Annotated in this window: 23 protein-coding genes, 1 tRNA gene and 1 pseudogene; 15 read left to right on the top strand and 10 right to left on the bottom strand. The window is 56.6% G+C overall.

Annotation, left to right across the window (positions count from 1 at the left end):
• Window positions 1-65: 65 nt before the first annotated feature.
• Window positions 66-629 carry an elongation factor P gene (efp, locus tag AAC636_RS04735; RefSeq protein ID WP_317656085.1) on the bottom strand — a complete coding sequence of 188 codons (564 nt, stop codon included), beginning with the start codon at window positions 627-629 and terminating at the stop codon, window positions 66-68.
• Window positions 630-847: 218 nt separating this feature from the next.
• On the opposite strand from efp, the gene AAC636_RS04740 reads away from it, so the two are divergent.
• A complete protein-coding gene (locus AAC636_RS04740) occupies window positions 848-1,159 on the top strand; it encodes a DUF6280 family protein (protein ID WP_317656084.1) in 312 nt (103 codons plus the stop codon).
• A gap of 62 nt (window positions 1,160-1,221) precedes the next feature.
• Here the strand turns inward: AAC636_RS04740 and AAC636_RS04745 are convergent.
• The 4 genes from AAC636_RS04745 to AAC636_RS04760 all read right to left on the bottom strand — a co-directional run bounded on the left by AAC636_RS04745 (window position 1,222) and on the right by AAC636_RS04760 (window position 3,630).
• A tRNA-Leu gene (locus AAC636_RS04745) sits at window positions 1,222-1,306 on the bottom strand.
• 197 nt (window positions 1,307-1,503) lie between these two features.
• Window positions 1,504-2,043, bottom strand: coding sequence for an adenine phosphoribosyltransferase (locus tag AAC636_RS04750; protein WP_317656083.1), 540 nt, complete (start codon window positions 2,041-2,043; stop codon window positions 1,504-1,506).
• Window positions 2,044-2,066: 23 nt separating this feature from the next.
• Window positions 2,067-2,939, bottom strand: a complete 873-nt coding sequence (locus AAC636_RS04755) for an S-methyl-5'-thioadenosine phosphorylase (RefSeq protein WP_340300570.1) — start codon at window positions 2,937-2,939, stop codon at window positions 2,067-2,069.
• Window positions 2,940-3,027: 88 nt separating this feature from the next.
• Window positions 3,028-3,630, bottom strand: a complete 603-nt coding sequence (locus AAC636_RS04760) for a flavin reductase family protein (RefSeq protein WP_340300571.1) — start codon at window positions 3,628-3,630, stop codon at window positions 3,028-3,030.
• Between the two features lie 82 nt (window positions 3,631-3,712).
• Here AAC636_RS04760 and AAC636_RS04765 point away from each other — a divergent pair, with 82 nt between their 5' ends.
• Window positions 3,713-4,189, top strand: a complete 477-nt coding sequence (locus AAC636_RS04765) for a GNAT family N-acetyltransferase (RefSeq protein WP_340300572.1) — start codon at window positions 3,713-3,715, stop codon at window positions 4,187-4,189.
• Here the strand turns inward: AAC636_RS04765 and AAC636_RS04770 are convergent.
• From AAC636_RS04770 to acuR, 4 genes are all read right to left on the bottom strand, one after another.
• Window positions 4,186-5,781, bottom strand: a complete 1,596-nt coding sequence (locus AAC636_RS04770) for a GMC family oxidoreductase (protein WP_340300573.1) — start codon at window positions 5,779-5,781, stop codon at window positions 4,186-4,188. The genes AAC636_RS04765 and AAC636_RS04770 overlap by 4 nt on opposite strands.
• A 20-nt stretch (window positions 5,782-5,801) precedes the next feature.
• Window positions 5,802-6,461: a dimethylsulfonioproprionate lyase family protein gene (locus AAC636_RS04775; RefSeq protein WP_340301088.1), complete on the bottom strand. Its 660-nt coding sequence runs from the start codon at window positions 6,459-6,461 to the stop codon at window positions 5,802-5,804.
• Between the two features lie 78 nt (window positions 6,462-6,539).
• Window positions 6,540-7,532 (bottom strand): acrylyl-CoA reductase (NADPH), encoded by a 993-nt coding sequence (gene acuI, locus AAC636_RS04780; RefSeq protein ID WP_340300574.1) that lies wholly within the window; start codon window positions 7,530-7,532, stop codon window positions 6,540-6,542.
• Complete coding sequence (acuR, locus tag AAC636_RS04785) at window positions 7,514-8,191, bottom strand: acrylate utilization transcriptional regulator AcuR (RefSeq protein ID WP_340300575.1); 678 nt, start codon at window positions 8,189-8,191, stop codon at window positions 7,514-7,516. Before acuR ends, acuI begins: the two co-directional genes overlap by 19 nt.
• Before the next feature lie 132 nt (window positions 8,192-8,323).
• Here acuR and AAC636_RS04790 point away from each other — a divergent pair, with 132 nt between their 5' ends.
• Window positions 8,324-9,073: an SDR family NAD(P)-dependent oxidoreductase gene (locus AAC636_RS04790; RefSeq protein ID WP_340300576.1), complete on the top strand. Its 750-nt coding sequence runs from the start codon at window positions 8,324-8,326 to the stop codon at window positions 9,071-9,073.
• 3 nt (window positions 9,074-9,076) lie between these two features.
• Here AAC636_RS04790 and ptsP read toward each other — a convergent pair whose 3' ends face one another.
• On the bottom strand, window positions 9,077-11,326 hold the full coding sequence (gene ptsP / locus AAC636_RS04795; RefSeq protein ID WP_340300577.1) for a phosphoenolpyruvate--protein phosphotransferase: 2,250 nt from the start codon (window positions 11,324-11,326) through the stop codon (window positions 9,077-9,079).
• 258 nt (window positions 11,327-11,584) lie between these two features.
• Between ptsP and AAC636_RS04800 the strand changes: the two genes are divergently transcribed.
• The 12 genes and pseudogenes from AAC636_RS04800 (at window position 11,585) to nuoH (ending at window position 21,994) form a co-directional block, all read left to right on the top strand.
• Window positions 11,585-11,950 (top strand): NADH-quinone oxidoreductase subunit A, encoded by a 366-nt coding sequence (locus tag AAC636_RS04800; RefSeq protein ID WP_317656069.1) that lies wholly within the window; start codon window positions 11,585-11,587, stop codon window positions 11,948-11,950.
• Window positions 11,941-12,474: a NuoB/complex I 20 kDa subunit family protein gene (locus AAC636_RS04805; RefSeq protein ID WP_317656068.1), complete on the top strand. Its 534-nt coding sequence runs from the start codon at window positions 11,941-11,943 to the stop codon at window positions 12,472-12,474. Before AAC636_RS04800 ends, AAC636_RS04805 begins: the two co-directional genes overlap by 10 nt.
• A 48-nt stretch (window positions 12,475-12,522) precedes the next feature.
• On the top strand, window positions 12,523-13,146 hold the full coding sequence (locus AAC636_RS04810; RefSeq protein ID WP_340300578.1) for an NADH-quinone oxidoreductase subunit C: 624 nt from the start codon (window positions 12,523-12,525) through the stop codon (window positions 13,144-13,146).
• Complete coding sequence (locus AAC636_RS04815) at window positions 13,143-14,366, top strand: NADH-quinone oxidoreductase subunit D (RefSeq protein WP_340243165.1); 1,224 nt, start codon at window positions 13,143-13,145, stop codon at window positions 14,364-14,366. The genes AAC636_RS04810 and AAC636_RS04815 overlap by 4 nt, the downstream gene beginning before the upstream one ends.
• A 66-nt stretch (window positions 14,367-14,432) precedes the next feature.
• Window positions 14,433-15,278, top strand: a pseudogene (gene nuoE / locus AAC636_RS04820) (NADH-quinone oxidoreductase subunit NuoE); the annotation flags it as partial.
• Between the two features lie 203 nt (window positions 15,279-15,481).
• A complete protein-coding gene (locus AAC636_RS04825; protein ID WP_340300579.1) occupies window positions 15,482-16,171 on the top strand; it encodes a hypothetical protein in 690 nt (229 codons plus the stop codon).
• A 126-nt stretch (window positions 16,172-16,297) separates the two neighbouring features.
• Window positions 16,298-16,570 carry a DUF5337 domain-containing protein gene (locus AAC636_RS04830; protein ID WP_317656064.1) on the top strand — a complete coding sequence of 91 codons (273 nt, stop codon included), beginning with the start codon at window positions 16,298-16,300 and terminating at the stop codon, window positions 16,568-16,570.
• Window positions 16,571-16,573: 3 nt separating this feature from the next.
• Window positions 16,574-17,860, top strand: coding sequence for an NADH-quinone oxidoreductase subunit NuoF (nuoF, locus tag AAC636_RS04835; protein ID WP_317656062.1), 1,287 nt, complete (start codon window positions 16,574-16,576; stop codon window positions 17,858-17,860).
• Window positions 17,861-17,977: 117 nt separating this feature from the next.
• The gene (locus AAC636_RS04840; RefSeq protein ID WP_340300580.1) at window positions 17,978-18,421 is read left to right on the top strand and encodes a DUF5333 domain-containing protein; all 444 of its coding nucleotides are present in this window, start codon (window positions 17,978-17,980) and stop codon (window positions 18,419-18,421) included.
• A gap of 70 nt (window positions 18,422-18,491) precedes the next feature.
• Window positions 18,492-20,513, top strand: coding sequence for an NADH-quinone oxidoreductase subunit NuoG (gene nuoG, locus AAC636_RS04845; RefSeq protein ID WP_340300581.1), 2,022 nt, complete (start codon window positions 18,492-18,494; stop codon window positions 20,511-20,513).
• A 49-nt stretch (window positions 20,514-20,562) separates the two neighbouring features.
• Window positions 20,563-20,949, top strand: coding sequence for a hypothetical protein (locus AAC636_RS04850; protein ID WP_340243618.1), 387 nt, complete (start codon window positions 20,563-20,565; stop codon window positions 20,947-20,949).
• Window positions 20,950-20,956: 7 nt separating this feature from the next.
• Entirely contained in the window at window positions 20,957-21,994 is a 1,038-nt protein-coding gene (nuoH, locus tag AAC636_RS04855; protein ID WP_317656056.1) for an NADH-quinone oxidoreductase subunit NuoH, read from the top strand.
• Window positions 21,995-21,996: the final 2 nt, after the last annotated feature.

Consider the following 21,996-nt stretch of genomic DNA (forward strand, 5'->3'; position numbering starts at 1 on the left):
TCTGCCAAACGAAAAATGCCCCACGCATCGCGCAGGGCATTTGATCTGACCGACCGCGTGCGTGTTTAGGCGCGTTCGGAATATTCCATCGTTTCGGTGTTCACGATGATCATTTCCTCTTGGCCGACAAAGGGCGGAACCATAACCTTTACGCCGTTGTCGAGGATTGCGGGCTTAAAGCTATTCGCGGCTGTTTGGCCCTTTACCACGGGTTCTGTTTCCACAACTTTGCAGGTGACTTTCTGAGGCAAGGTTGCGTTGAGCGCTTCGCTTTCATGGAATTCCACCACGATGGTCATCCCATCTTGCAAGAAGGGGCGGCGGTCGCCCAACAATTCCGCAGGCAATTCGATCTGCTCATAGGTTTCGGCGTCCATGAACACCAACATTCCATCTTGCTCATAGAGAAATTGCTGGTCTTTTTGTTCAAGACGCACGCGTTCTACCTTGTCCGCAGAGCGGAAACGCTCGTTCAATTTGCTGCCATTGCGCAGATTGCGCATCTCGACCTGAGCAAAAGCACCGCCCTTACCAGGCTTCACGTGATCCACTTTTACAGCGGCCCAGAGGCCACCATTATGTTCCAAAACATTTCCGGGACGAATTTCATTGCCGTTGATTTTAGGCATATTGTAAACCCTAGCAAACCTTGATGATTGATTAATGCTCCCTATATCTAGGCGATATTAGGGTGGCAATACACAAGCGCCGTGCAGCTTTAAATGCGATCCCATGCAAAAAACGCATACGAGGTATGCAATATTCGCATACCAGAATCGCTTAGAACATGTGCATAAGGGGCCCCACGCCGCAAAACGCAAGAGCAAAAAATAAAAAGGACGACGAAATGCGAGATTTCGTTGATGGCACCGCCTTCAATTACGAGCAAGGTCAACGCGCACGCAAGTTATTTGCTGCCGTTGTTTTGGCCGCGCTTGATGATGCAATCGCCGATGACAAGAAATTCGGCAACGGTCCAGAGCAAATCGCACGCTGGGCGCGCTCCCGTGATGGGCGCGAGGTGCTCAGCTGTGCAGGGATCGACCCCAATGAGCGCGTTGTTCAAGGCTTGATGAAATTTGTGGCCTCTGGCGTGCGCACCTCTGTTGCGCTGAGCCGCGAGGAAAGCGAACGCCGCAATCAGGCCGAAGCTGCCTGATCAAACGTCACGCCTGATCTTTCAAAACGCGTCCCATTGGGGCGCGTTTTTTTTGGGGAAGGTGGTGGCCGCTGTGGGACTCGAACCCACACGCCCGAAAGCCTCGGATTTTAAGTCCGGTCTGTCTACCAGTTCCAGCAAGCGGCCACAGGGTTTGACTAGAGGAAAGTTTCCCGCCCCGCAAGCGGCCAAGGCACGTTCCATCCCCTACATCCAAAATTCGCCCCGCCCATAATATGAGCGAGGCGAGGGTTTGGGTTAGCAAGCAACATGTTCGCACGTGCTGGCGAACGCCCCTTCGATACAGGGCAGGGCGTTAAATTTTGGTGAAATTGCGAAAAATTTTATAGCCCATCGAATTGGCAGAGCGCGTGAACGCTTTGGCCCATCTCCTCAAGCTTGGCGCGCCCCCCCAATTCGGGCAGATCAACCACAAAGGCGCAGCCCGTCACCTGCGCGCCGAGGCGCTCAATCAGGTGAATGCCCGCTCGCGCCGTGCCGCCAGTGGCCAAGAGATCATCCACGAGCAGGACACGTTCACCCGCCTCGAAAGCATCATCATGGATCTCGACAGTGGCGGTGCCATATTCCAATGCGTAATCTTCGCTGATTGTGGCCGCGGGCAATTTGCCTTTCTTGCGAATAGGAACAAAACCTTTGCCCAGTTGATGCGCGACCGCGCCGCCAAGGATGAACCCCCGCGCCTCAAGCCCCGCGACCTTATCAATCTTTTGCCCAACATAAGGGGCAAGCAATTGATCCACAGCCAATCGAAACCCGCGCGGGTCTGCAAAAAGCGTGGTCACGTCACGAAATAAAATCCCCTCATGCGGGAAATCGGGAATGGTGCGGATATAATCCTGAACCGTTTTTTGGGGCGTCATAGCGTCTCTCCGTTCGGCGGGCCTTACAGCACGCGGCCTGCAATCGCAGCTAGCTTGGTGACCATATCAGGGTCGCGCTTATCGGGGGCCGTCATGATGGCGTGATCCAATGCGCGATCACAGCCGCACCGACAAGGCGCGCGCTCAGGCCCCAAAAGCGCAGGCAAGGCGGCTATGGTTTTGCGCGCATTCTCTGCATTTCCTGTGAGGGTTTTGATGATCTCGGTGATATCCACTGCGCCGTGATCTGCATGCCAACTGTCATAATCCGTAATCATTGCAATCGGGGCGTAGCACATCTCCGCTTCGCGGGCCAATTTTGCCTCTGGCATATTGGTCATGCCGATCACATCGGCCTTCCATTCATTGCGATACATCAGTGATTCCGCGAGGGTCGAGAATTGCGGGCCTTCCATCGCCAGATACGTGCCGCCTTGATGCAGTTTTGCGCTGCTTGCGCTTGCGGCCTTGGCCAATTTTGCGCTGAGATCCGCGCAGGTTGGATGCGCCACGCTGACATGGGCCACCAGACCTGTGCCGAAAAAAGATTTATCGCGCGCGAAGGTGCGGTCGATGAATTGATCAACCAAGACGAAATCACCAGGCGCCAAGTCTTCGCGGAATGACCCGCAGGCGGAGACAGAGATCAAATCGGTCACCCCAAGGCGTTTTAGCGCGTCAATATTGGCGCGATAGGGCACCGTGGTGGGGCTGTGGACATGGCCGCGCCCGTGGCGGGGCAAAAAGGCCATGCTGACCCCGCTCAGGCGGCCCGTCAGGATGGCGTCAGAGGGTGTGCCAAATGGGCTGTTCACCTCAGCCCATTTCGCGCCCTCAAGCCCGTCTATCTCATAGACGCCCGAGCCGCCGATCACGCCAATCACGCGCTCTGTCATCCTGCCCCTCCATGGGTTGGTTCCAAATCCAAGCGCGCAGTATCGCAAGCGGCGGGGGGGAAGGGAACCCGCGAATTGGTATTTTGGCCTATTCAGGCCGCGTCATGGTGAAAATTTCACCGATTTGCGCGTAATCCTGATAGCCAAGCCGTGAAATCACGCCCGCGCGGGTGATGTCAAAGCGGCCATCATTCAGGCAATCGGGGCGGATATGAACCCCCGTCACTTCGCCAAAGACCGCAAAATTATGTGCCCCGTCCAAGGCAACGATTTGGGTCAGTTTGCATTCAAGGCTTGCGGGGGCGTTGGCCACCCGCGCCGCCGCAATGGTTTCACAGGGGGCACGGGCGATCTGTGCATGGGTGAATTCATCCACGCCCCTTGGCCACGGGCCAGAGCTTTGGTTCATCATATCGCGCATCTCGTAGCCCACTAGATTAACACAAAACACCCCCGTCTCGCGAATATTGGCCACGCTATCCTTGGTGTCGCCGCGATCCGCTTTGGCCGAGGTCGAGGCGAAAATCACCTGTGGCGGCACATAGGCGACTGCGTTGAAAAAGGAATAAGGCGCAAGATTGTCCTGACCATCGCTCCCCCGTGTCGAAATCCACCCAATCGGGCGCGGTGCGACTATGGCATTGAATGGGTTGTGGGGCAGGGGGTGGCCGTCATCAGGTTTATAGAACATCGCCGCGCCTTTTGCTTCTTCGGTTTGGCATTGAGCTAGCGCCGTGCTACCAGTTTGACCAGAGGCATTACATGAGCAGCCAATGGTCGATATAGCCAAAGAGCAGCCAAATGACTGGTGGGAGGTCGAAGCCCTTTTCGATCTGTGCTTTGCGCCCGGGCGCACGGCCCTGAGCTCCTATCGCTTGCGTGATGGGGTACCGCCTGTTGAGGGGCTCTGTCTCATAGCCCGCGATGACTATGGCGCGATTGGTGGGGCGATCCGCTTTTGGCCCGTGCGTGTCGGGGCCAAAGAGGCGTTGTTGCTTGGCCCGATTGCCGTGCATCCCACCCGTCAGGGGGAAGGTTTGGGCGGGCTGCTGATCCGTGAAGGTCTGCGGCGGGCTGACGCCTTGCACTGGTCGCGCACCATGTTGGTGGGGGATGCCCCGTATTATAGCCGCTTCGGGTTTCACCGCCTCGAGGGGGTAGAGATGCCACCACCCACCAACCCTGCTCGCATTTTGGGCGTTGGAGATTGGTCAGGGGTCACGGGGAAAGTGACGCGTTGGGGCGCCTAAGCGAGGCGCGCCAAGATCAAATCTGCGGCTTTTTCGGCAATCATGGTCACGGGCGCATGGGTATTTCCCGAGGGGATGGATGGCATCGCGCTGGCATCCGCCACAGACAGGCCCGAAATCCCGCGCAAGCGCAACTCTGGGTCAAGCGGCGCGTTTTGAGCCGCTCCCATTCGAACGGTTGAGACAGGGTGAAAAATCGTGGTTGCGATATCGCCTGCGGCGCACACCAGATCACCTTCGCTATTGATATGGGTGCCGGGTTTGATTTCTTGCGGTGCAAAGGCGCGCAAGCGTTCGGTTTGCATCAGGCGGCGGGCATGTTTGATGCTATCGACCGCCACGCGCTGATCAGCTTCAGCCGATAGGTAATTCGGGTCAATGACAGGGGCGGCCTTTGCATCGGGCGAGGTGATATGCACCGAACCGCGGCTTTCTGGGCGCAGGTTGCAGACCGAGATGGTGAGGGCGGGGAAGTCATGCAAAGGCTGACCAAAAGCTTCCAGCGATAGGGGCTGCACATGATATTCGATATTAGCGGTTTCGTAATCGGAACTTGATTTCGTGAAAATACCCAGTTGTGAGGGGGCCATGGCCACCGGGCCAGATCGCTTGAGTGCATATTCAAGCGCAATTTTGGCCCGCCCCCAGAGCGAGGCGTAAAGGGTGTTGAGTGTTTTTGCGCCTGAAATGCGGAAAATCGTGCGGATCTGAAGGTGATCGGCGAGGTTTTCGCCAATCTCGGGGCTGTCTTGGATCACGGGTATGCCCAAACCCTGTAGGCGCTCCGCTTGGCCGATCCCTGACAACTCCAAAAGTTTCGGTGTGCCAATTGCCCCTGCGGCTAAGACCAACTCACCACGGATTTGGATGTCTTTGACGATCCCGTTTTGACGATAGCGCAAGGCGCGAACGCGCCCCTCGGTGATGACGATTTGCTCGGCCTCGGCATTCGTTACGATGCTCAGGTTCTTACGGGTTTTGGCAGGATCAAGGAAGGCGCGGCGCGCATTCCACCGCAAACCGCCTCTTTGGGTCACTTCGAAATATCCCGCGCCCTCATTGTCGCCTGTGTTGAAATCATCTGAGGGCGGGATGCCCATTTCAGCGGCGGCTTCCCGCACCGCATCTAAAATTTCCCATGACAGGCGCTGATTTTCCACGCGCATTTCGCCGCCTGCGCCATGCAGGGCGTCCGCGCCGCGATGATAATCTTCCGAGCGTTTGAAATAGGGCAGGACATCCTCCCATCCCCAGCCCGTATTGCCCATCTGGCGCCAAAGATCATAATCGCGCGCTTGGCCGCGCATATAGATCATTCCATTGATTGAGGAGCAGCCCCCTAAAACCCGCCCACGCGGATAGTTGAGCGCGCGCCCATTCAACCCCGCCACAGGCGCGGTTTTATAGCACCAATCAAGGCGCGGATTTCCCATCGCATAGAGATATCCCACGGGGATATGCACCCAAGGGTGGCGGTCATGCCCACCCGCCTCTAACAACACGACCTTGTGCTTGCCATTTTCAGACAGGCGATTGGCCAACACACATCCCGCTGACCCTGCGCCGACAATCACAATATCCGCTGCCTGCATGATTTGACCTCGATTGCTTTTTATATGCCCGCTTCAATACGGGCTTTTCTTGTTGCAGAAAGCTTCATCCCTGGGCTTGAAAGTTTGCTTTCAGGCCCAAGCCATGCATATGCCAAGAGGCAGGGATCAAGATCCGCCGTTGTGATCCGATGTTCGTCACCGGGGCGGTTTAGGATTAACGAACCTGGCGCATGAACTGCGACCTCGTTTTCAGACCAATCGCCCGCGACCGAGATATCGCTTTCTTCAATTTCCGCATGGCTGTGTTGCGGGTAAGTGGTGCGGGGGGCAAAGAGAACAAAACCCAAGATCATCTTTTCAGAATAGATCGGCCCGCGCGGCGCCAATATCTCGCAATAGGCATATTTCTGCGCCAAGGCCTTTGGCACTTTCTCATAGCGGTATTCCCATGTCAGTTCGGTTGCGACCCGCGACAGCGCGCGCGACAATCCCGCGACCAAACCCCGCTCGCCCAGATCAAGGGCGCGGGGCAAATGGTCGGTGACGGGTTTAAGCAATGGCCCGCGCGGCATCACCGCGGGATTTGTGTCAAATACCTGCGAGATGCCTTCACGCACCCGTTTGCGGTGGCTGCGGATTGGTTTTGATCCCCCCGCCGAGCCGCGCCTGTAAAGCGCCTCAAACTCGCGCAAGAGATAGACCCAATTTGGAAAGGCCATACGCCGCTTTGGGGCCTCAACCTCAAGCGCTAAAGGGGCAAGGGGGGCTGTCATAGCTGCTATCCTTTTGGGGCCCTATTAGGCCAGTGCCGCATTCAAAGGCACAACCACGCGGCCGCGGATTTTACCTTCAAGAAATTTTGGCGCCTCTGCGATGACATCTTCAAGGGCCATTTCATGGGCGATTGCCGCCAATTTGCTCATATCCAAATCTTTGGCCAGGGCCGCCCATGCATCAATCCGCTCATCGCGCGGCACTATGACACTGTCGACCCCCAATAGGCTGACCCCGCGCAAAATGAAGGGCGCGACCGAGCTTGGCAAATCCATGCCTGCGGCAAGGCCACAGGCGGCGACAAGCCCACGATATTTCATTTTCGAGATAACATTAGCCAAGACGGTGCTGCCCGCAACATCGACCGCGCCTGCGAAACGCTCCTTGTCGAGGGGGCGGGGTTTGCCTGCGAATTCCTCTCGCGGCAGGATTTCGCTTGCGCCCAAGGATTTAAGATAGGCTTCTTCCTCGGCGCGGCCCGTGACCGCACAGACAGTAAATCCTTTCGCCGCCAAAAGGGCCACTGCAACACTGCCAACACCGCCCGCGGCCCCCGTGACCACGACCTCGCCCGCCTCTGGCGTGAGACCGGCCTTTAACAAGGCGCTGACGCAGAGCTGCGCGGTATATCCTGCTGTCCCGATCTCCATCGCTTGGCGCAGGCTGACACCATCGGGAAGTGGAACCAACCAATCGCCCTTGAGGCGTGCGAAACGCGCCAAACCGCCCCAATGTTTTTCACCAACACCCCATCCGTTCAAGACCACCCGATCGCCGGGATTATAGCGTGGATCTGCGCTTTCACGGACGATGCCCGATAGGTCAATGCCGGGAACCATCGGAAAACTGCGCACCACTGGCGCGGCCCCTGTGATGGCGAGCGCGTCCTTGTAATTCAAGGTTGACCAAGCCACTTCGACCAAAACATCCCCCTCGGGCAAGTCTTCCTTGGCGATTTGGCGCAAGGCCACGCTTTGCTGATCATCCGCTTTGCTGATTACGATGGCATCGAACATGGGGCATCTCCTTTTGGGGTGGTGTTAAGTTGTGCAAGAAATCGCGCTGCAAACAGGCGCAAGGGCGCAGGCCCGCGTTCCAATTTGGCCCGCAAAACGGCGCCCTCCCATCCGATCCAGAACATTTGCGCCAGATCGGCGGGGTTTTGATGGGGGGATATCTCGCCCTGATTTTGGGCAAGCTGTAGAACCCGCGCCAAGCGGGCTTGCCAATCTTCCAAGGTCGCAATGAGATCGGCGCGAAATTCTTCGGGCAATGCGCCCATTTCTTGGCCCAGATTGCCAATCAAACATCCGCGCCGAAAGCCGTGACGGGCCATGCCCGCCTCGGCCGCCGCAGCAAAGGCCGCGACACGGGCAAGCGGGGCAAGACTGTCATCGCTCAAGTGGCGTTCCATCTTTGCCACGAAATAGGCGCGATAGGCCGCGATGGCGGCGCGACCGAAGGCGGCCTTGTTGGGAAAATAATGATAGAAACTGCCCTTTGGCACACGGGCATGCGTCAGGATCATATCAAGCCCGACCGCAGAATAACCCCGCTCTGTGAGATGCACCAACCCTGCGCGGATCAATCGCTGATAGGTGGCCGCGTCTTGGGGCGCAGTGGCGGGGCGGCCACGGCGTTTGGGGGCGTCATATGTCACATCGGCTAAGCTCATGCGATATTTCTTAGACGGCTCGGTCTAATAATAAAAGCCCTCATTTTTCGGGCGGCATAAATTCCGCTTGCCACGAGCGCGGAACCCGTCAGGATGCCACGGCAAAGCCAACATAAAGGGAGGGACAAACAGGTGAGCAAAGTAGCGATTGTAACGGGGGCCGCGCGCGGTATCGGATTGGCCACCACTGATCTTTTCCTTGAGATGGGCTGGCGGGTTGCGATGGTGGATCGCGATGCGGCCGAACTTGGCGCGACATCCAACCCGCGTGATGGGGCCCTAGGGTTTGTTTGCGATGTCTCAGACCCTGAGGCTGTGGCAGAACTGGCGACCCAGATCAGCGCCAAAATGGGGCGCGTGGATGCTTTGGTGAATAATGCAGGTGTCGCGGAATTTGGGCCGATTGAAGAATGCGATTTCACAACATGGCGCCGTGTCATGGCGACCAATTTAGATGGCGTTTTTCTGATGTCACAGGCGATGACGCCTGCGCTAAAGGAAACCCATGGCGCGATTGTCAATATTGGGTCAATTTCGGGTCTGCGGGCGTCAACCTTGCGGGTGGCTTATGGCACGACCAAGGCGGCTGTTATTCATTTGACCAAACAGCAGGCGGCAGAATTGGGCGAATACGGCATTCGTTCGAATTGCGTCTGCCCTGGCCCTGTGCGCACGAAATTGTCGATTGCGGTGCATTCGCCCGCCATCATCGCCGCCTATCATGATGCGATCCCGCTCAATCGTTATGGGTCCGAGCGTGAGATTGCTGAAGCGATCTGCTTCCTATGCAGTGAAAAAGCGAGCTACATCTCTGGTCAAATACTGGCTGCGGATGGGGGGTTTGAGTCGACAGGCGTTGGGCTGCCTGCGCTGCGCAGCTAGGGCCTAATGGCCGTTTTGATGAGCGAGCCAGTTTGCAACCGCGCTGCGCACGCTCATCGCCCCTGTTGCCTGCGCTTCGCGGATCACGGCGCGCAGTTCGCGCAAATCAACCCGCCGCAAGAGGCTTTTGACGGGGCCGATGGAGGCGGGGCGCATCGACAATTTGCGCAAACCCATCGCGGCAAAGCACAACGCCTCAAGGGGGCGGCCTGCATCCTCGCCACAAAATGATAAATCGGTTTCAGTTTCCGCGCACCGCGTGACGATCATTTCTAGGAAATTCAAGAAACTGACATTGAGCGTGTCATAGCGGCGGCGCACCTGTTCGTTCTCGCGGTCAGCGGCGAAGAAGAACTGCTTAAGGTCATTGCCGCCGATTGAGACAAAATCAGCCATTTCAAAAAATTGGCGCGGTGCGAAAGCAAGGCTTGGGGTTTCCAGCATGGCCCCGATTTTAAGGGTTTTGGGCAAGATATGTCCCAAGGCCGCTTCGCGATCCATTTCGCGCAAAAGATGATCACGGGCCTCGGTGAATTCTTCAAGCTGGGCCACAAAGGGGAACATGACCGAAAGCGGGCGGCCTTGTGCCGCGCGGATTAGGGCCTGCAACTGCATTCGCATAACGCCCGGTTTATCAAGACCCACGCGGATCGCGCGCCACCCCAAGGCGGGGTTTGGTTCCTCTGGCCGCTTCATATAAGGCAGCACCTTATCCGAGCCTATATCAAGCGTGCGAAACACCACGCGCTTGCCGCCTGCTGCATCCATGACGCGAGAATAGAGCGCGGCCAATTCCCCGCGCCGTGGCACTTGGTTGCGCGTTAGAAATTGCAATTCCGTGCGAAACAACCCCACGCCCTCCGCACCAGACGAGGGCAGGGAGGGAAGATCCGCCATAAGGCCCGCATTCATCTCAAGCGTGATACGCGTGCCGCAAAGCGTCTCGGCGGGTTTGTCACGGATCGAGGCATAGCGTTCTTGCGCCGCGGCCTGCATGGCGATTTTATCGCGAAACGCCTTGGCCACATTCTCTTCGGGCCGCAAATGCACGATACCCTGCTCGCCATCGACCAAAATCGGGTCACCGTTCAGCGCCTCGGTTGTGATACGTTTGGCATTGATGATTAGCGGAATGGCAAGGGCGCGGGCCACAATCGCCGCGTGACTTCCAACCGATCCCTCCTCAAGCACCACCCCTTTGAGGCGGCGGCCATAATCCAACAATTCCCCTGGCCCAATGTTGCGTGCCACGAGAATCGGGTGTTCGGGCATTTCCGCGCCCGTGTCGCCGCCTTGACCTGTCAAAATCCGCAAAAGGCGGTTTGAAAGGTCGTCTAAATCCTGCAAACGTTCGCGCAAATAGGCGTCAGGCACAGTTTCTAGCCGCGCGCGGGCGGCCGATTGTTCTTTTTCAACGGCTGCTTCGGCCGATAGGCCTCGCGCAATGTCCTCTTGCATCCGTTTGATCCAACTGCGCGAATTGGCGAACATGCGATAGGCTTCGAGAACTTGGCGTTCCTCGCTGTCATCGTTGTCCATACGGGTCAAAAGCTGATCAACCGATTGGCGCAGCGTGGCGATTGCATCTGATAGGCGGGCTTGTTCGGCCTCTGGATCATCGGCCACGGGGCGGGTGACGACCACGCGTGGTTCGTGTAGGTAAACCGCGCCTTCGGTCACGCCCTCTTGCGCGACACCGCCACGGATCATCACCTGCGATTGGTGACGAGCCGATAAAGCCTCGCCCTCACCGACAAAGGCGCCAAGTTCTGTCATTTCAGCCAGAACCATCGCGACAACCTCTAGGGCATAGAGTTCATCTTCCGAATAGCTGCGCGCCTCTTTCGATTGCACAACCAAAACGCCAAGCCGTTCCCCTAAGCGCTGGATTGGCACGCCTAAGAAACTGGAATACCGCTCTTCGCCCGTCTCGGGCATATAACGAAATCCACGCGCGGCGGGGGCGTTGGGGGTGTTAATGGGGCGGGCATCGCGGGCAACGCGCCCCACCAGACCCTCGCCGAGGCGCATTCGGGTGACGTGAACGGCCTCGGGGGCCAAGCCCTCAGTCGCGCAAAGCTCGAGGGTGTCGGAATCGCGCAGCAGGTAAATCGAGCATACCTCCGTGCCCATCGAATCGGCGATCAGATGGGTGATACGGTCAAGTCGCTCCTGTCCTGCGCCTGCTTCGGCCAAACTGGCTTGCAAGCGGCGCAGCAATTTGCGGCTCTCGGTTTCCGTGCGCTCTGGCATAGTCCCTCATTTAGCCCCATGGGGGCTTGTCGTTCGGCCTAGACATACCGCCCGATGCAGGTGTCGCGCAACATAGGGTTAGCGCAATCTGCGCCTTGCGGCATAAATTTGCACGAAACTCGGGCCTTTGGTTGAAAAAAGCAGCGACAAAACGTGCGCAATGCGCGCGCATCGGTTGACCACTTCAAGGCTTGGCGCTAGACCCTGCGCTGACCGGACACCCTTTGCCACGGTTCCTGACAACCGAGGGAGAGCATCTTGCAAGACCTTCTTTCTGAATACGCGCCAATTTTGATCTTTCTTGCCATGGCCATCGGCCTTGGCCTGATCCTGATTTTGGCTGCTGTGATTGTCGCTGTGCGCAATCCTGATCCTGAAAAAGTTTCCGCCTATGAATGTGGGTTCAACGCCTTTGATGATGCGCGCATGAAATTTGATGTGCGTTTCTATTTGGTGTCGATCCTGTTCATCATCTTTGATTTGGAAATCGCGTTCCTGTTCCCATGGGCGGTTGCCTTCCCAGATATGTCGATGACGGCGTTCTGGTCGATGATGGTGTTCTTAGGCGTGCTGACCATTGGCTTTGCCTATGAATGGAAGAAAGGAGCGCTGGAATGGGAGTGATGACAGGTCAAAACACCGCAGGTGTGGACAAAGAGGTCGCCACCCAAGCGCTTAATCGCGAGCTTCAGGATAAAGGGTTTTTGTTGACCTCGACAGAGGACATCATCAACTGGGCGCGCACGGGCAGCTTGCATTGGATGACATTTGGTCTGGCGTGCTGCGCGGTTGAGATGATGCACACCTCAATGCCGCGCTATGATGCGGAGCGGTTCGGGATCGCCCCACGCGCCTCGCCACGCCAGTCGGATGTTATGATCGTGGCGGGCACTTTGACCAACAAAATGGCCCCTGCGTTGCGCAAGGTTTACGACCAGATGCCTGAACCGCGCTATGTGATCTCGATGGGATCTTGTGCGAATGGCGGCGGTTACTACCATTACAGCTATTCCGTTGTGCGCGGCTGTGATCGGATTGTGCCAGTGGATATTTATGTTCCTGGCTGCCCTCCGACCGCTGAAGCGCTGCTTTATGGTATCCTTCAGTTGCAGCGCAAAATCCGCCGCACGGGAACGATTACGCGCTAAGGCGCATCTTTGGGCGCAAGGCGCCCGAACCAAAAAGAGAGTGACGCAATGAGCGACCAGGCCTTGCAAGAATTGGCGAATTATCTGGCCGAAAAGCAGCCCGAAGCCGTGATGGGCAGCGCCATCATACGCGGCGAATTGACGGTTGAGGTCTCTTTGGCCCATCTGTTGGATTTCGTGGAATTCTTGAAACTCGACCGCAATTGCGCCTTCTCGACCTTGGTCGATGTGACCGCTGTGGATTACCCCGGTCGAGAGCGGCGCTTTGATTTGGTCTGGCATTTCTTGTCTATGTATCAAAATCAACGCATCCGCCTTAAAGCAGCGCTGCGCGAGGATGAGATGGCCCCCTCTATCGTGTCGATTCATCCATCGGCGAATTGGTTTGAGCGCGAAGTGTTCGATATGTTCGGCATCCTTTTCACGGGCCACCCCGATCTGCGCCGCATTTTGACCGATTACGGCTTTCGCGGTCATCCGTTGCGCAAGGATTTCCCGACCACTGGCTATGTTGAGCTGCGCTATGACGAGGCGCTCAAGCGCGTGGTCTACGAGCCTGTAAAACTGGTTCAGGAATACCGCCAATTTGATTTCATGAGCCCATGGGAAGGCGCGCAATATGTGCTGCCCGGGGATGAGAAGGCAGACCAAGCCAAGGAGGCGCAGAAATGATGGACGGCTCCAAAGGATTTGAAGACGCGCTGACAGGCGAGCAGAAAATTCGCAATTTCAATATCAATTTCGGGCCCCAACACCCCGCCGCGCATGGCGTGTTGCGTTTGGTGCTAGAATTGGACGGCGAGATTTGCGAGCGCTGTGATCCGCATATCGGCCTTTTGCATCGCGGCACAGAAAAGCTGATGGAAAGCCGCACCTATCTGCAAAACCTGCCCTATTTCGACCGTTTGGATTACGTTGGCACGATGAACCAAGAGCACGCATGGTGCTTGGCGATCGAACGTATGACAGGTGTCGAGGTGCCGCGCCGCGCCCAGTTGATCCGTGTTCTCTATTGCGAGATCGGGCGTATCTTGAACCATTTGCTGAACGTGACCACGCAGGCGATGGATGTGGGCGCGCTCACGCCGCCCCTTTGGGGCTTTGAGGAGCGCGAAAAGCTGATGGTGTTCTACGAGCGCGCCTGTGGTGCGCGTTTGCACGCGGCCTATTTCCGCCCCGGTGGCGTGCACCAAGATCTGCCCCCTGAATTGATTGCGGATATCGATACATGGGCGCAGGACTTCCCGCGCGTATTGTCAGATATTGACGGGCTTTTGACCGAAAACCGCATCTTCAAACAGCGCAATGTCGATATTGGCATTGTCACTGAAGAAGATATTCAAAACTGGGCATTCTCGGGGGTTATGGCCCGCGGGTCTGGTTTGGCATGGGATTTGCGCCGCGCACAGCCCTATGAATGCTATGACGAGTTCGAATTCCAAATCCCTGTGGGCAAGAATGGCGATTGCTATGATCGCTACCTGTGCCGCATGGAGGAAATGCGCCAATCCATTTCGATCATCCGCCAAGCCTGTGCCAAGTTGCAACTGCCCGAAAATCAGGGCGATGTTCTAGCACGCGGCAAGATCACCCCGCCTTCACGCGGTGAGATGAAAACCTCGATGGAGGCGCTGATCCATCACTTCAAACTTTATACCGAGGGCTTCCACGTCCCTGAGGGCGAAATTTATGCCGCGGTCGAGGCCCCGAAAGGTGAGTTTGGTGTCTATCTGGTTTCTGATGGCAGCAACAAACCTTACCGCTCTAAGATCCGCGCCCCTGGATTTGCGCATCTTCAGGCGATGGATCACCTATGCCGCGGCCACCAATTGGCGGATGTGTCTGCTGTTCTTGGGTCGCTTGATGTTGTGTTTGGTGAGATTGACCGCTGATCTCGGATCGGCCTTTGCAGCGGCGGGATCACCGCCGCGTTCAACCTGTTGACGGAAAACTTTACGATGCTCAGACGCCTTCATTCGGAACAGCCAGATAGCTTTGCCTTTACCCCTGAAAATCAGGCATGGGCTGAGGCGCAGATCACCAAATACCCCGAAGGACGTCAGGCTTCGGCGATTATTCCCCTGTTGTGGCGCGCACAAGAACAGGAAGGGTGGCTCAGCAAGCCTGCGATTGAATATGTCGCTGATATGCTCGGCATGGCCTATATCCGCGCCTTGGAAGTCGCGACCTTCTATTTCATGTTCCAATTGCAGCCCGTGGGCAGCGTGGCGCATATTCAGGTTTGCGGCACCACCTCCTGCATGATCTGTGGCGCGGAAGATTTGATTGGCATTTGCCGCGAGAAAATTGCCCCCAACCCGCATGAGCTGTCGAAAGATGGCAAGTTCTCGTGGGAAGAGGTCGAATGTTTGGGCGCCTGTTCCAACGCGCCAATGGCGCAGATCGGCAAGGACTATTACGAAGACCTGACGGCGGCGCGCCTGTCTGAGATTATTGATGAATTGTCGGCAGGCAAGGTGCCGACACCTGGGCCACAAAATGGCCGCTACACATCTGAGCCTGCATCGGGTCTGACCAGTTTGGCCGCGCATGAAAAGGGCCGCGATCCGCTGAATGCCTCTGCGCGATTGGCGGCAGATATCGGTGATACGGTCAAGCGGATTGATGGCACCGAGGTGCCATTGCTGGCCCCTTGGGGTAAGCAGTCATCGGCCGGTATTCCCAAGGAGGCCGCGCGGCCCAAACCCGCAAATGCGGCGAAGAAAGCGCCTGCGAAAAAGCCTGCTGCGAAGAAACCAGTTGCCAAAAAGGCGGCAGCAAAGCCCGCATCGCGCAAGCCAAAGTCGAGCGAATAAGCGGCTTTACCACTCAAAATTCGGATCAATTCCACAAAAAACCCGCCTTTATGGCGGGTTTTTTACATGTCACCCCATGAAAAGATGTTTTTTATATGTGAAAAGATAGGGTAAGTTGCGGGGCATTAAGGCGCGACAGGCGCATGTCGAAATCAGTGATCAAAAATCTACGATCAGACCGGGGAAAATAAATGAGCGAGAATTCAGGGGGTTTGACCTGTGCAGCTGTGTCATGGGGCTTGGCGGCATTGGTCGGGGCATTTGCAGGGGTGCTTGTGGCAGTCCTTGGCGATTGGAGCTTTATGCAAGCGGTGTTTGCGGCCGTGATCGTGGCAGTCGGTGTGGGGTTGTTTTTGATGCTCACGCTGTGTCGCAGCTTGCCTGAGCCCGCCGATAAGAGTGTTTCTGCGCCACAGCCCTTAGCGCCAAAACCCGCAGCCCCGAAGGCGGCAGCACCTGCAGCATCCGCAACTGCAAAACCTGCTGCAAAACCAAAAGCCGCTCCCAAGCCAAAGGCAGCGGCGAAACCCAAAGCCACAGCAAAACCCAAAGCGGCTGCCAAAGCCGCCGCACCCGCGGCCACCACAGGCGCGGGTACGCGCCCTGCCGCCTTGAGCGCCGCGCGCGCCTCGGGGGCGGATGATCTGAAAATGATCAAAGGCGTTGGCCCGAAACTGGAGGCATTGCTTAATCGTCTAGGGTTTTACCATTTTGACCAAGTTGCCTCTTGGACGGCGGATGAGGTTGCATGGGTTGATCAGAACCTCGAAGGGTTCAAGGGCCGTGTCAGCCGCGATAATTGGGTTGCGCAAGTCAAAACCTTGGCCGCAGGTGGGCAAACGGAATTTTCAAAACGCGTTGGCGATGGGGATGTCTACTAAGTCCTAATGCGAATTCCTTCAAAAGGCGGCCCTGCATCCAAGATGCGGGGCCGCTTTTTCTTGCAGCTTCCAGCCACCCCCGTTAAAACCCCGAGCAAATGACATGCCATGTTGCAGACCAAATGAATGACCCGCAAACTGCCCATGCAAAACGCTGAAGATGCCGCGCTCGACCGTAAGGGGCGGGTGGCTGCCTTGGTTATTGCGGGGGCAATGCTGTTGTGGATGTTGATGCAGGCCATCGGCGCCCATCTTGGGTGGCCTGCGAGACTGGCTTTTTTGTTTGACCTTGCGGCAATTGCGGCCCTTTTCTGGGCGCTTGTGGTAACGTATCAGGTATGGCAAGGCCGTAAAAAACTCCGTGCGGGGCACGGGCAGCGCCAGAACGACAAGGACTAGGACATGCTTCAGGATAAAGACCGCATCTTTACCAACATCTATGGGATGCATGAGCGCAGCCTGAAAGGCGCAAAGGCGCGGGGCCATTGGGATGGCACCAAAGACCTGATTGCGCTGGGCCGTGACAAAATCATTGAGATCATGAAAGCATCGGGATTGCGGGGCCGTGGCGGGGCAGGGTTCCCCACAGGTCTGAAATGGTCCTTCATGCCGAAGGAAAGCGATGGTCGCCCGTCATACTTGGTGGTGAATGCGGACGAGTCTGAGCCTGGCACCTGTAAAGACCGCGAGATCATGCGCCATGACCCGCATACGCTGATTGAGGGATGTTTGATCGCCTCTTTCGCGATGGGGGCCCATGCCTGCTACATTTACATCCGCGGTGAATATATCCGCGAACGCGAGGCCCTGCAGGCCGCGATTGACGAATGTTATGATGCGGGCCTTCTGGGCAAAAATGCCGCGAAATCGGGTTGGGATTTTGATCTATACCTGCATCACGGGGCAGGGGCCTATATTTGCGGCGAGGAAACTGCGCTTCTTGAAAGCCTTGAGGGCAAAAAAGGCATGCCACGCATGAAGCCACCTTTCCCTGCGGGGGCGGGTCTCTATGGATGCCCGACCACGGTGAACAATGTCGAATCAATCGCGGTTGTGCCGACCATTTTGCGCCGTGGGGCTGAATGGTTTGCGGGCTTTGGGCGCCCCAATAATGCAGGGACAAAACTTTTTGCGATTTCTGGCCATGTGAACACCCCTTGCGTGGTGGAAGAGGCGATGTCGATCACCTTTGAGGAATTGATCGAGCGTCATTGCGGCGGCATTCGCGGTGGCTGGGATAACCTTAAGGCGGTCATTCCCGGTGGATCATCTGTGCCCTGTATCCGTGGTGAGGATATGCGCGAGGCCATCATGGATTTTGATTATCTGCGCGAACAGCGCTCTGGGCTTGGCACAGCTGCGGTGATCGTGATGGATAAATCCACAGACATCATCAAAGCGATTTGGCGCTTGTCGAAATTCTACAAGCACGAATCTTGTGGCCAATGCACGCCTTGCCGCGAAGGCACGGGCTGGATGATGCGCGTGATGGATCGTTTGGTCAAAGGCGAGGCATCGGTTGAAGAAATCGATATGCTGCTTGATGTGACCAAGCAGGTTGAAGGTCATACAATTTGCGCGCTTGGTGATGCGGCTGCATGGCCGATCCAAGGTTTGATCCGCAATTTCCGTGATGAAATTGAAGATCGTATCAAATCAAAACGCGGTGCCGCGATTGCAGCAGAATGAGAGAGAACGGGGCCCTTGCGGCCCCGTTTTTATATCTACCGTTGGCCTAAGCTCTGCACGGGCTTGTGAATTGCGCTCTGGCACCCGATGTGGCCTGATTTGAATATGGTAACGCAGATGCACAAATCCCCTCGAAATGGCCCGCGCGCGATGGTGCGCGCCTTGGTCCTTACGCTGCTTTTGGCGGCAGCGGCGATGCCTGCAAGGGCTGAGGATCGCTTTGATGCCTTGCGCAACGATCCCCAAATTCATGAGGGTCTTTTGGTCATCTCAATCGGGCGATTGGTGCGCAATCGTTGTGACAGTATCAATGCACGGATTCTGCGCGCTTGGGCGTTTGCACAAAGCTTGGTTGATCGCGGCATATCCTTGGGCTATTCGCGTGCTGAGCTAGAAGACTATCTCGATAGCGATGCTGACAAAGCACGATACCGTGCCCTAGCAGCGGCCTATCTGGCAGAGCGCGAAGCAAGTGTCGAAGATGCCCAATCTATGTGCAGATTGGGCCGCGACGAAATTTCTTCGCAGTCAGCCGTTGGCAGATTGCTTATTGAGGGTTAGAAGGCACCAAAAGCGAATTTGCAGGGCATAAATTCCAGACCCGCCCTGAGGCCAACGAAGGACCGCGCGCATGAGCGACCTGAGAAAAATCGTAATTGATGGGAATGAGATCGAGGTGGAAGGGGCGATGACCCTGATCCAAGCTTGTGAAGTCGCAGGAATCGAAATTCCGCGCTTCTGCTATCACGAGCGCCTCTCCATCGCGGGCAACTGCCGGATGTGTTTGGTTGAGGTAGTGGGTGGCCCCCCCAAACCTGCGGCCTCTTGCGCGATGCAGGTGCGCGATTTGCGCCCCGGTCCAGAAGGTCAGCCGCCTGTGGTGAAAACCAATTCGCCTATGGTCAAGAAAGCCCGCGAAGGGGTGATGGAGTTTCTTCTGATCAACCACCCGCTTGATTGTCCAATCTGTGACCAAGGCGGTGAATGTGATCTGCAAGATCAGGCCATGGCTTATGGCGTGGATTTTAGCCGGTATCGCGAACCCAAACGTGCATCAGAAGATTTGGACTTGGGCCCCTTGGTCGAAACCCACATGACGCGCTGCATTTCCTGCACGCGCTGCGTGCGCTTCACCACCGAGGTGGCAGGGATCACCCAAATGGGCCAGACCGGCCGTGGTGAGGATGCAGAGATCACCTCTTATCTTGGGGAAACCCTGAATTCGAACTTGCAGGGCAACATCATCGACCTGTGCCCCGTGGGCGCGCTGACCTCCAAGCCTTATGCCTTTACCGCGCGGCCTTGGGAGTTGAGCAAGACCGAGACTATCGATGTGATGGACGCGCTTGGCAGCAATATTCGCGTGGATACAAAAGGGCGCGAAGTGATGCGTATCCTGCCGCGCAACCATGATGGCGTGAACGAGGAATGGATTTCGGATAAAACCCGCTTTGTGTGGGATGGCCTGCGCCGCCAGCGTCTTGATGTGCCCTATATCCGCGAAAAAGGTAAATTGCGCAAAGCAACCTGGGGCGAGGCTTTGGCCAAAGCCGCGGAGGCGCTGAAAGGCGCTAAGAAAATTGCAGGTCTCGTGGGTGATTTGGCCCCCGTTGAGGCGATTTTCGCAATGAAACAGATGATCGAGGGTCAAGGTGGCGTTGTAGAATGCCGCACCGATGGCGCGAAATTGCCCGAAGCCAATCGCGCGGCCTATGTGGGCACAGCGGCGATTGAAGATATTGATCACGCAGATCATATCATTCTAATCGGCACCAACCCCCGCCTTGAGGCCCCCGTGCTTAATGCGCGGATTCGCAAAGCATGGGCGCGCGGCGCAAATGTCGAGGTGATCGGCGAAGCGGCTGATCTGACCTATGACTATGCACATCTAGGCACAGATCGTGCGGCCTTGGAGAAAACCTTGTCCTGTGCGGCAGGGGCGGTCGCAAAACAGGCATCACTGGTCATCATCGGCCAAGGGGCCCTGCGTGAGGCCGATGGCGAGGCGGTTTTGGCCGCAGCGCAAGCCTTGGCTGAGAAAACCAAATCGGGCCTCTTGGTCTTGCACACGGCCGCGGCCCGCGTGGGCGCGATGGATGTGGGCGCTGTTACCAAGGGGGGGCTGACCGCCGCGGTAAAAGATGCGGATGTCATCTATAACCTCGGCGCAGATGAGGTTGAGATCGCCGATGGTGCCTTTGTTATCTATCAAGGCAGCCATGGGGATCGTGGCGCGCATCGTGCGGATGTCATTCTGCCTGCTGCAGCTTATACCGAAGAAAACGCCCTCTTCGTAAACACCGAAGGGCGTCCGCAATTGGCGCTGCGCGCGAATTTCCCTCCCAATGAAGCCAAGGAAAATTGGGCGATTTTGCGCGCGCTGTCCGCTGAATTGGGCGCGACATTGCCTTACGACACCCAAACCCAATTGCGTCAGGCCTTAGTGAAAGCCGTGCCACATTTGGCTATGGTGGACGAGTTGCCCGCGAATTCAGGCGCGGCTTTGACGGAAAAGGCCTTGGGTAAGGCAGATTTCAAATCGGCCATTGCAGATCATTACCTAACCAACCCGATTGCCCGCGCCAGCCAATTGATGGCCGAGCTATCGGCGAATGCAAAGGCGCGTAATGCGGCCGCATTGGCGGCTGAATGAAGAAATGATGTTCCGCGATTTACATCATATTATCTCGAAACGGGGTTCTATGATGGTCGCGGGGCTGATATGGGCGGGCTTAGGCCTTGCGGGATGCCAGACCATTCCGCGTTACGATCAAGGGCCACCCGCTTTTTATGACGGTGTAGAGACAAGACTACTGGACGACGACTTGGTGAATTTCATCGTGCAAATGTCAGGCGCGGCCACGACAAGTAATGTCGAGGACTATGCCAAATGTGCGGCAGCGCAATATGCGCTGATCCGCGGATATGGTTTTGCGCGACATGTGCGCACAAATGTATACGAAGAGGGTGGCATTTGGCGCGGAGATGCGGTTTACACCATCTCGCCATCGCTCCCGCTCGGGTCGCAGACGATAGATGCAGAAGTCATCGTTGCGGCCTGTCAGGATAACGGCATACCGACGGTTTGAGGACGACATGGACGGTTTCTTATCAACCACGCCCGGAATGATGCTGATCATCGCAGCACAATGTTTGCTTGTGATCGGCTTTGTGATGGTTTCGCTACTTTTCCTTGTTTATGGCGACCGCAAAATTTGGGCGGCTGTTCAGATGCGCCGCGGCCCCAATGTGGTGGGTGTGTTTGGCCTGTTGCAGACCGTGGCCGATGCGCTGAAATATGTCGTGAAGGAGGTCGTGATCCCCGCTGGTGCGGATCGCCCCGTATTCCTTCTGGCGCCAATGACCAGTTTTGTCTTGGCCATGATTGCTTGGGCGGTGATCCCGTTCAACGATACATGGGTTTTGGCCGATTTGAACGTGGCAATCCTGTATGTTTTCGCGATTTCCTCGCTTGAGGTTTACGGCGTGATCATGGGGGGATGGGCGTCCAACTCGAAATATCCGTTCCTTGGCTCTTTGCGCTCGGCAGCGCAAATGATCTCTTATGAGGTGTCCATTGGTCTGATCATCGTTGGGGTAATCATTTCGACTGGATCGCTGAACTTTGGCGATATCGTGCGCGCGCAGGACGGGGATTTCGGCCTGTTCTCGTGGTATTGGTTGCCGCATTTGCCGATGGTGTTTTTGTTCTTCATCTCGGCGCTTGCTGAAACCAACCGCCCGCCCTTCGATCTGCCCGAAGCGGAATCGGAATTGGTCGCGGGCTATCAGGTTGAATATTCTTCGACACCGTTCTTGCTGTTCATGGCCGGCGAATATATCGCGATCTTCTTGATGTGCGCGCTGATGACGCTGTTGTTCTTCGGCGGTTGGCTATCGCCCATTCCAGGGGTGGCAGATGGCGCGCTGTGGATGGTCGCTAAGATGGCCGTATTCTTCTTCTTCTTCGCGATGGTAAAGGCGGTTGTGCCGCGCTACCGCTATGACCAATTGATGCGCATCGGTTGGAAAGTGTTCCTGCCTATGTCTTTGGCTTGGGTCGTCTTGGTCGCTTTCCTCGCAAAGTTTGAACTCTTTGGTGGGGCATATGCCCGTTGGGCAATTGGGGGCTGAAC

It is taken from the genome of Roseobacter sp. HKCCD5988 (assembly GCF_037830355.1).
Lineage (GTDB): Bacteria > Pseudomonadota > Alphaproteobacteria > Rhodobacterales > Rhodobacteraceae > M30B80.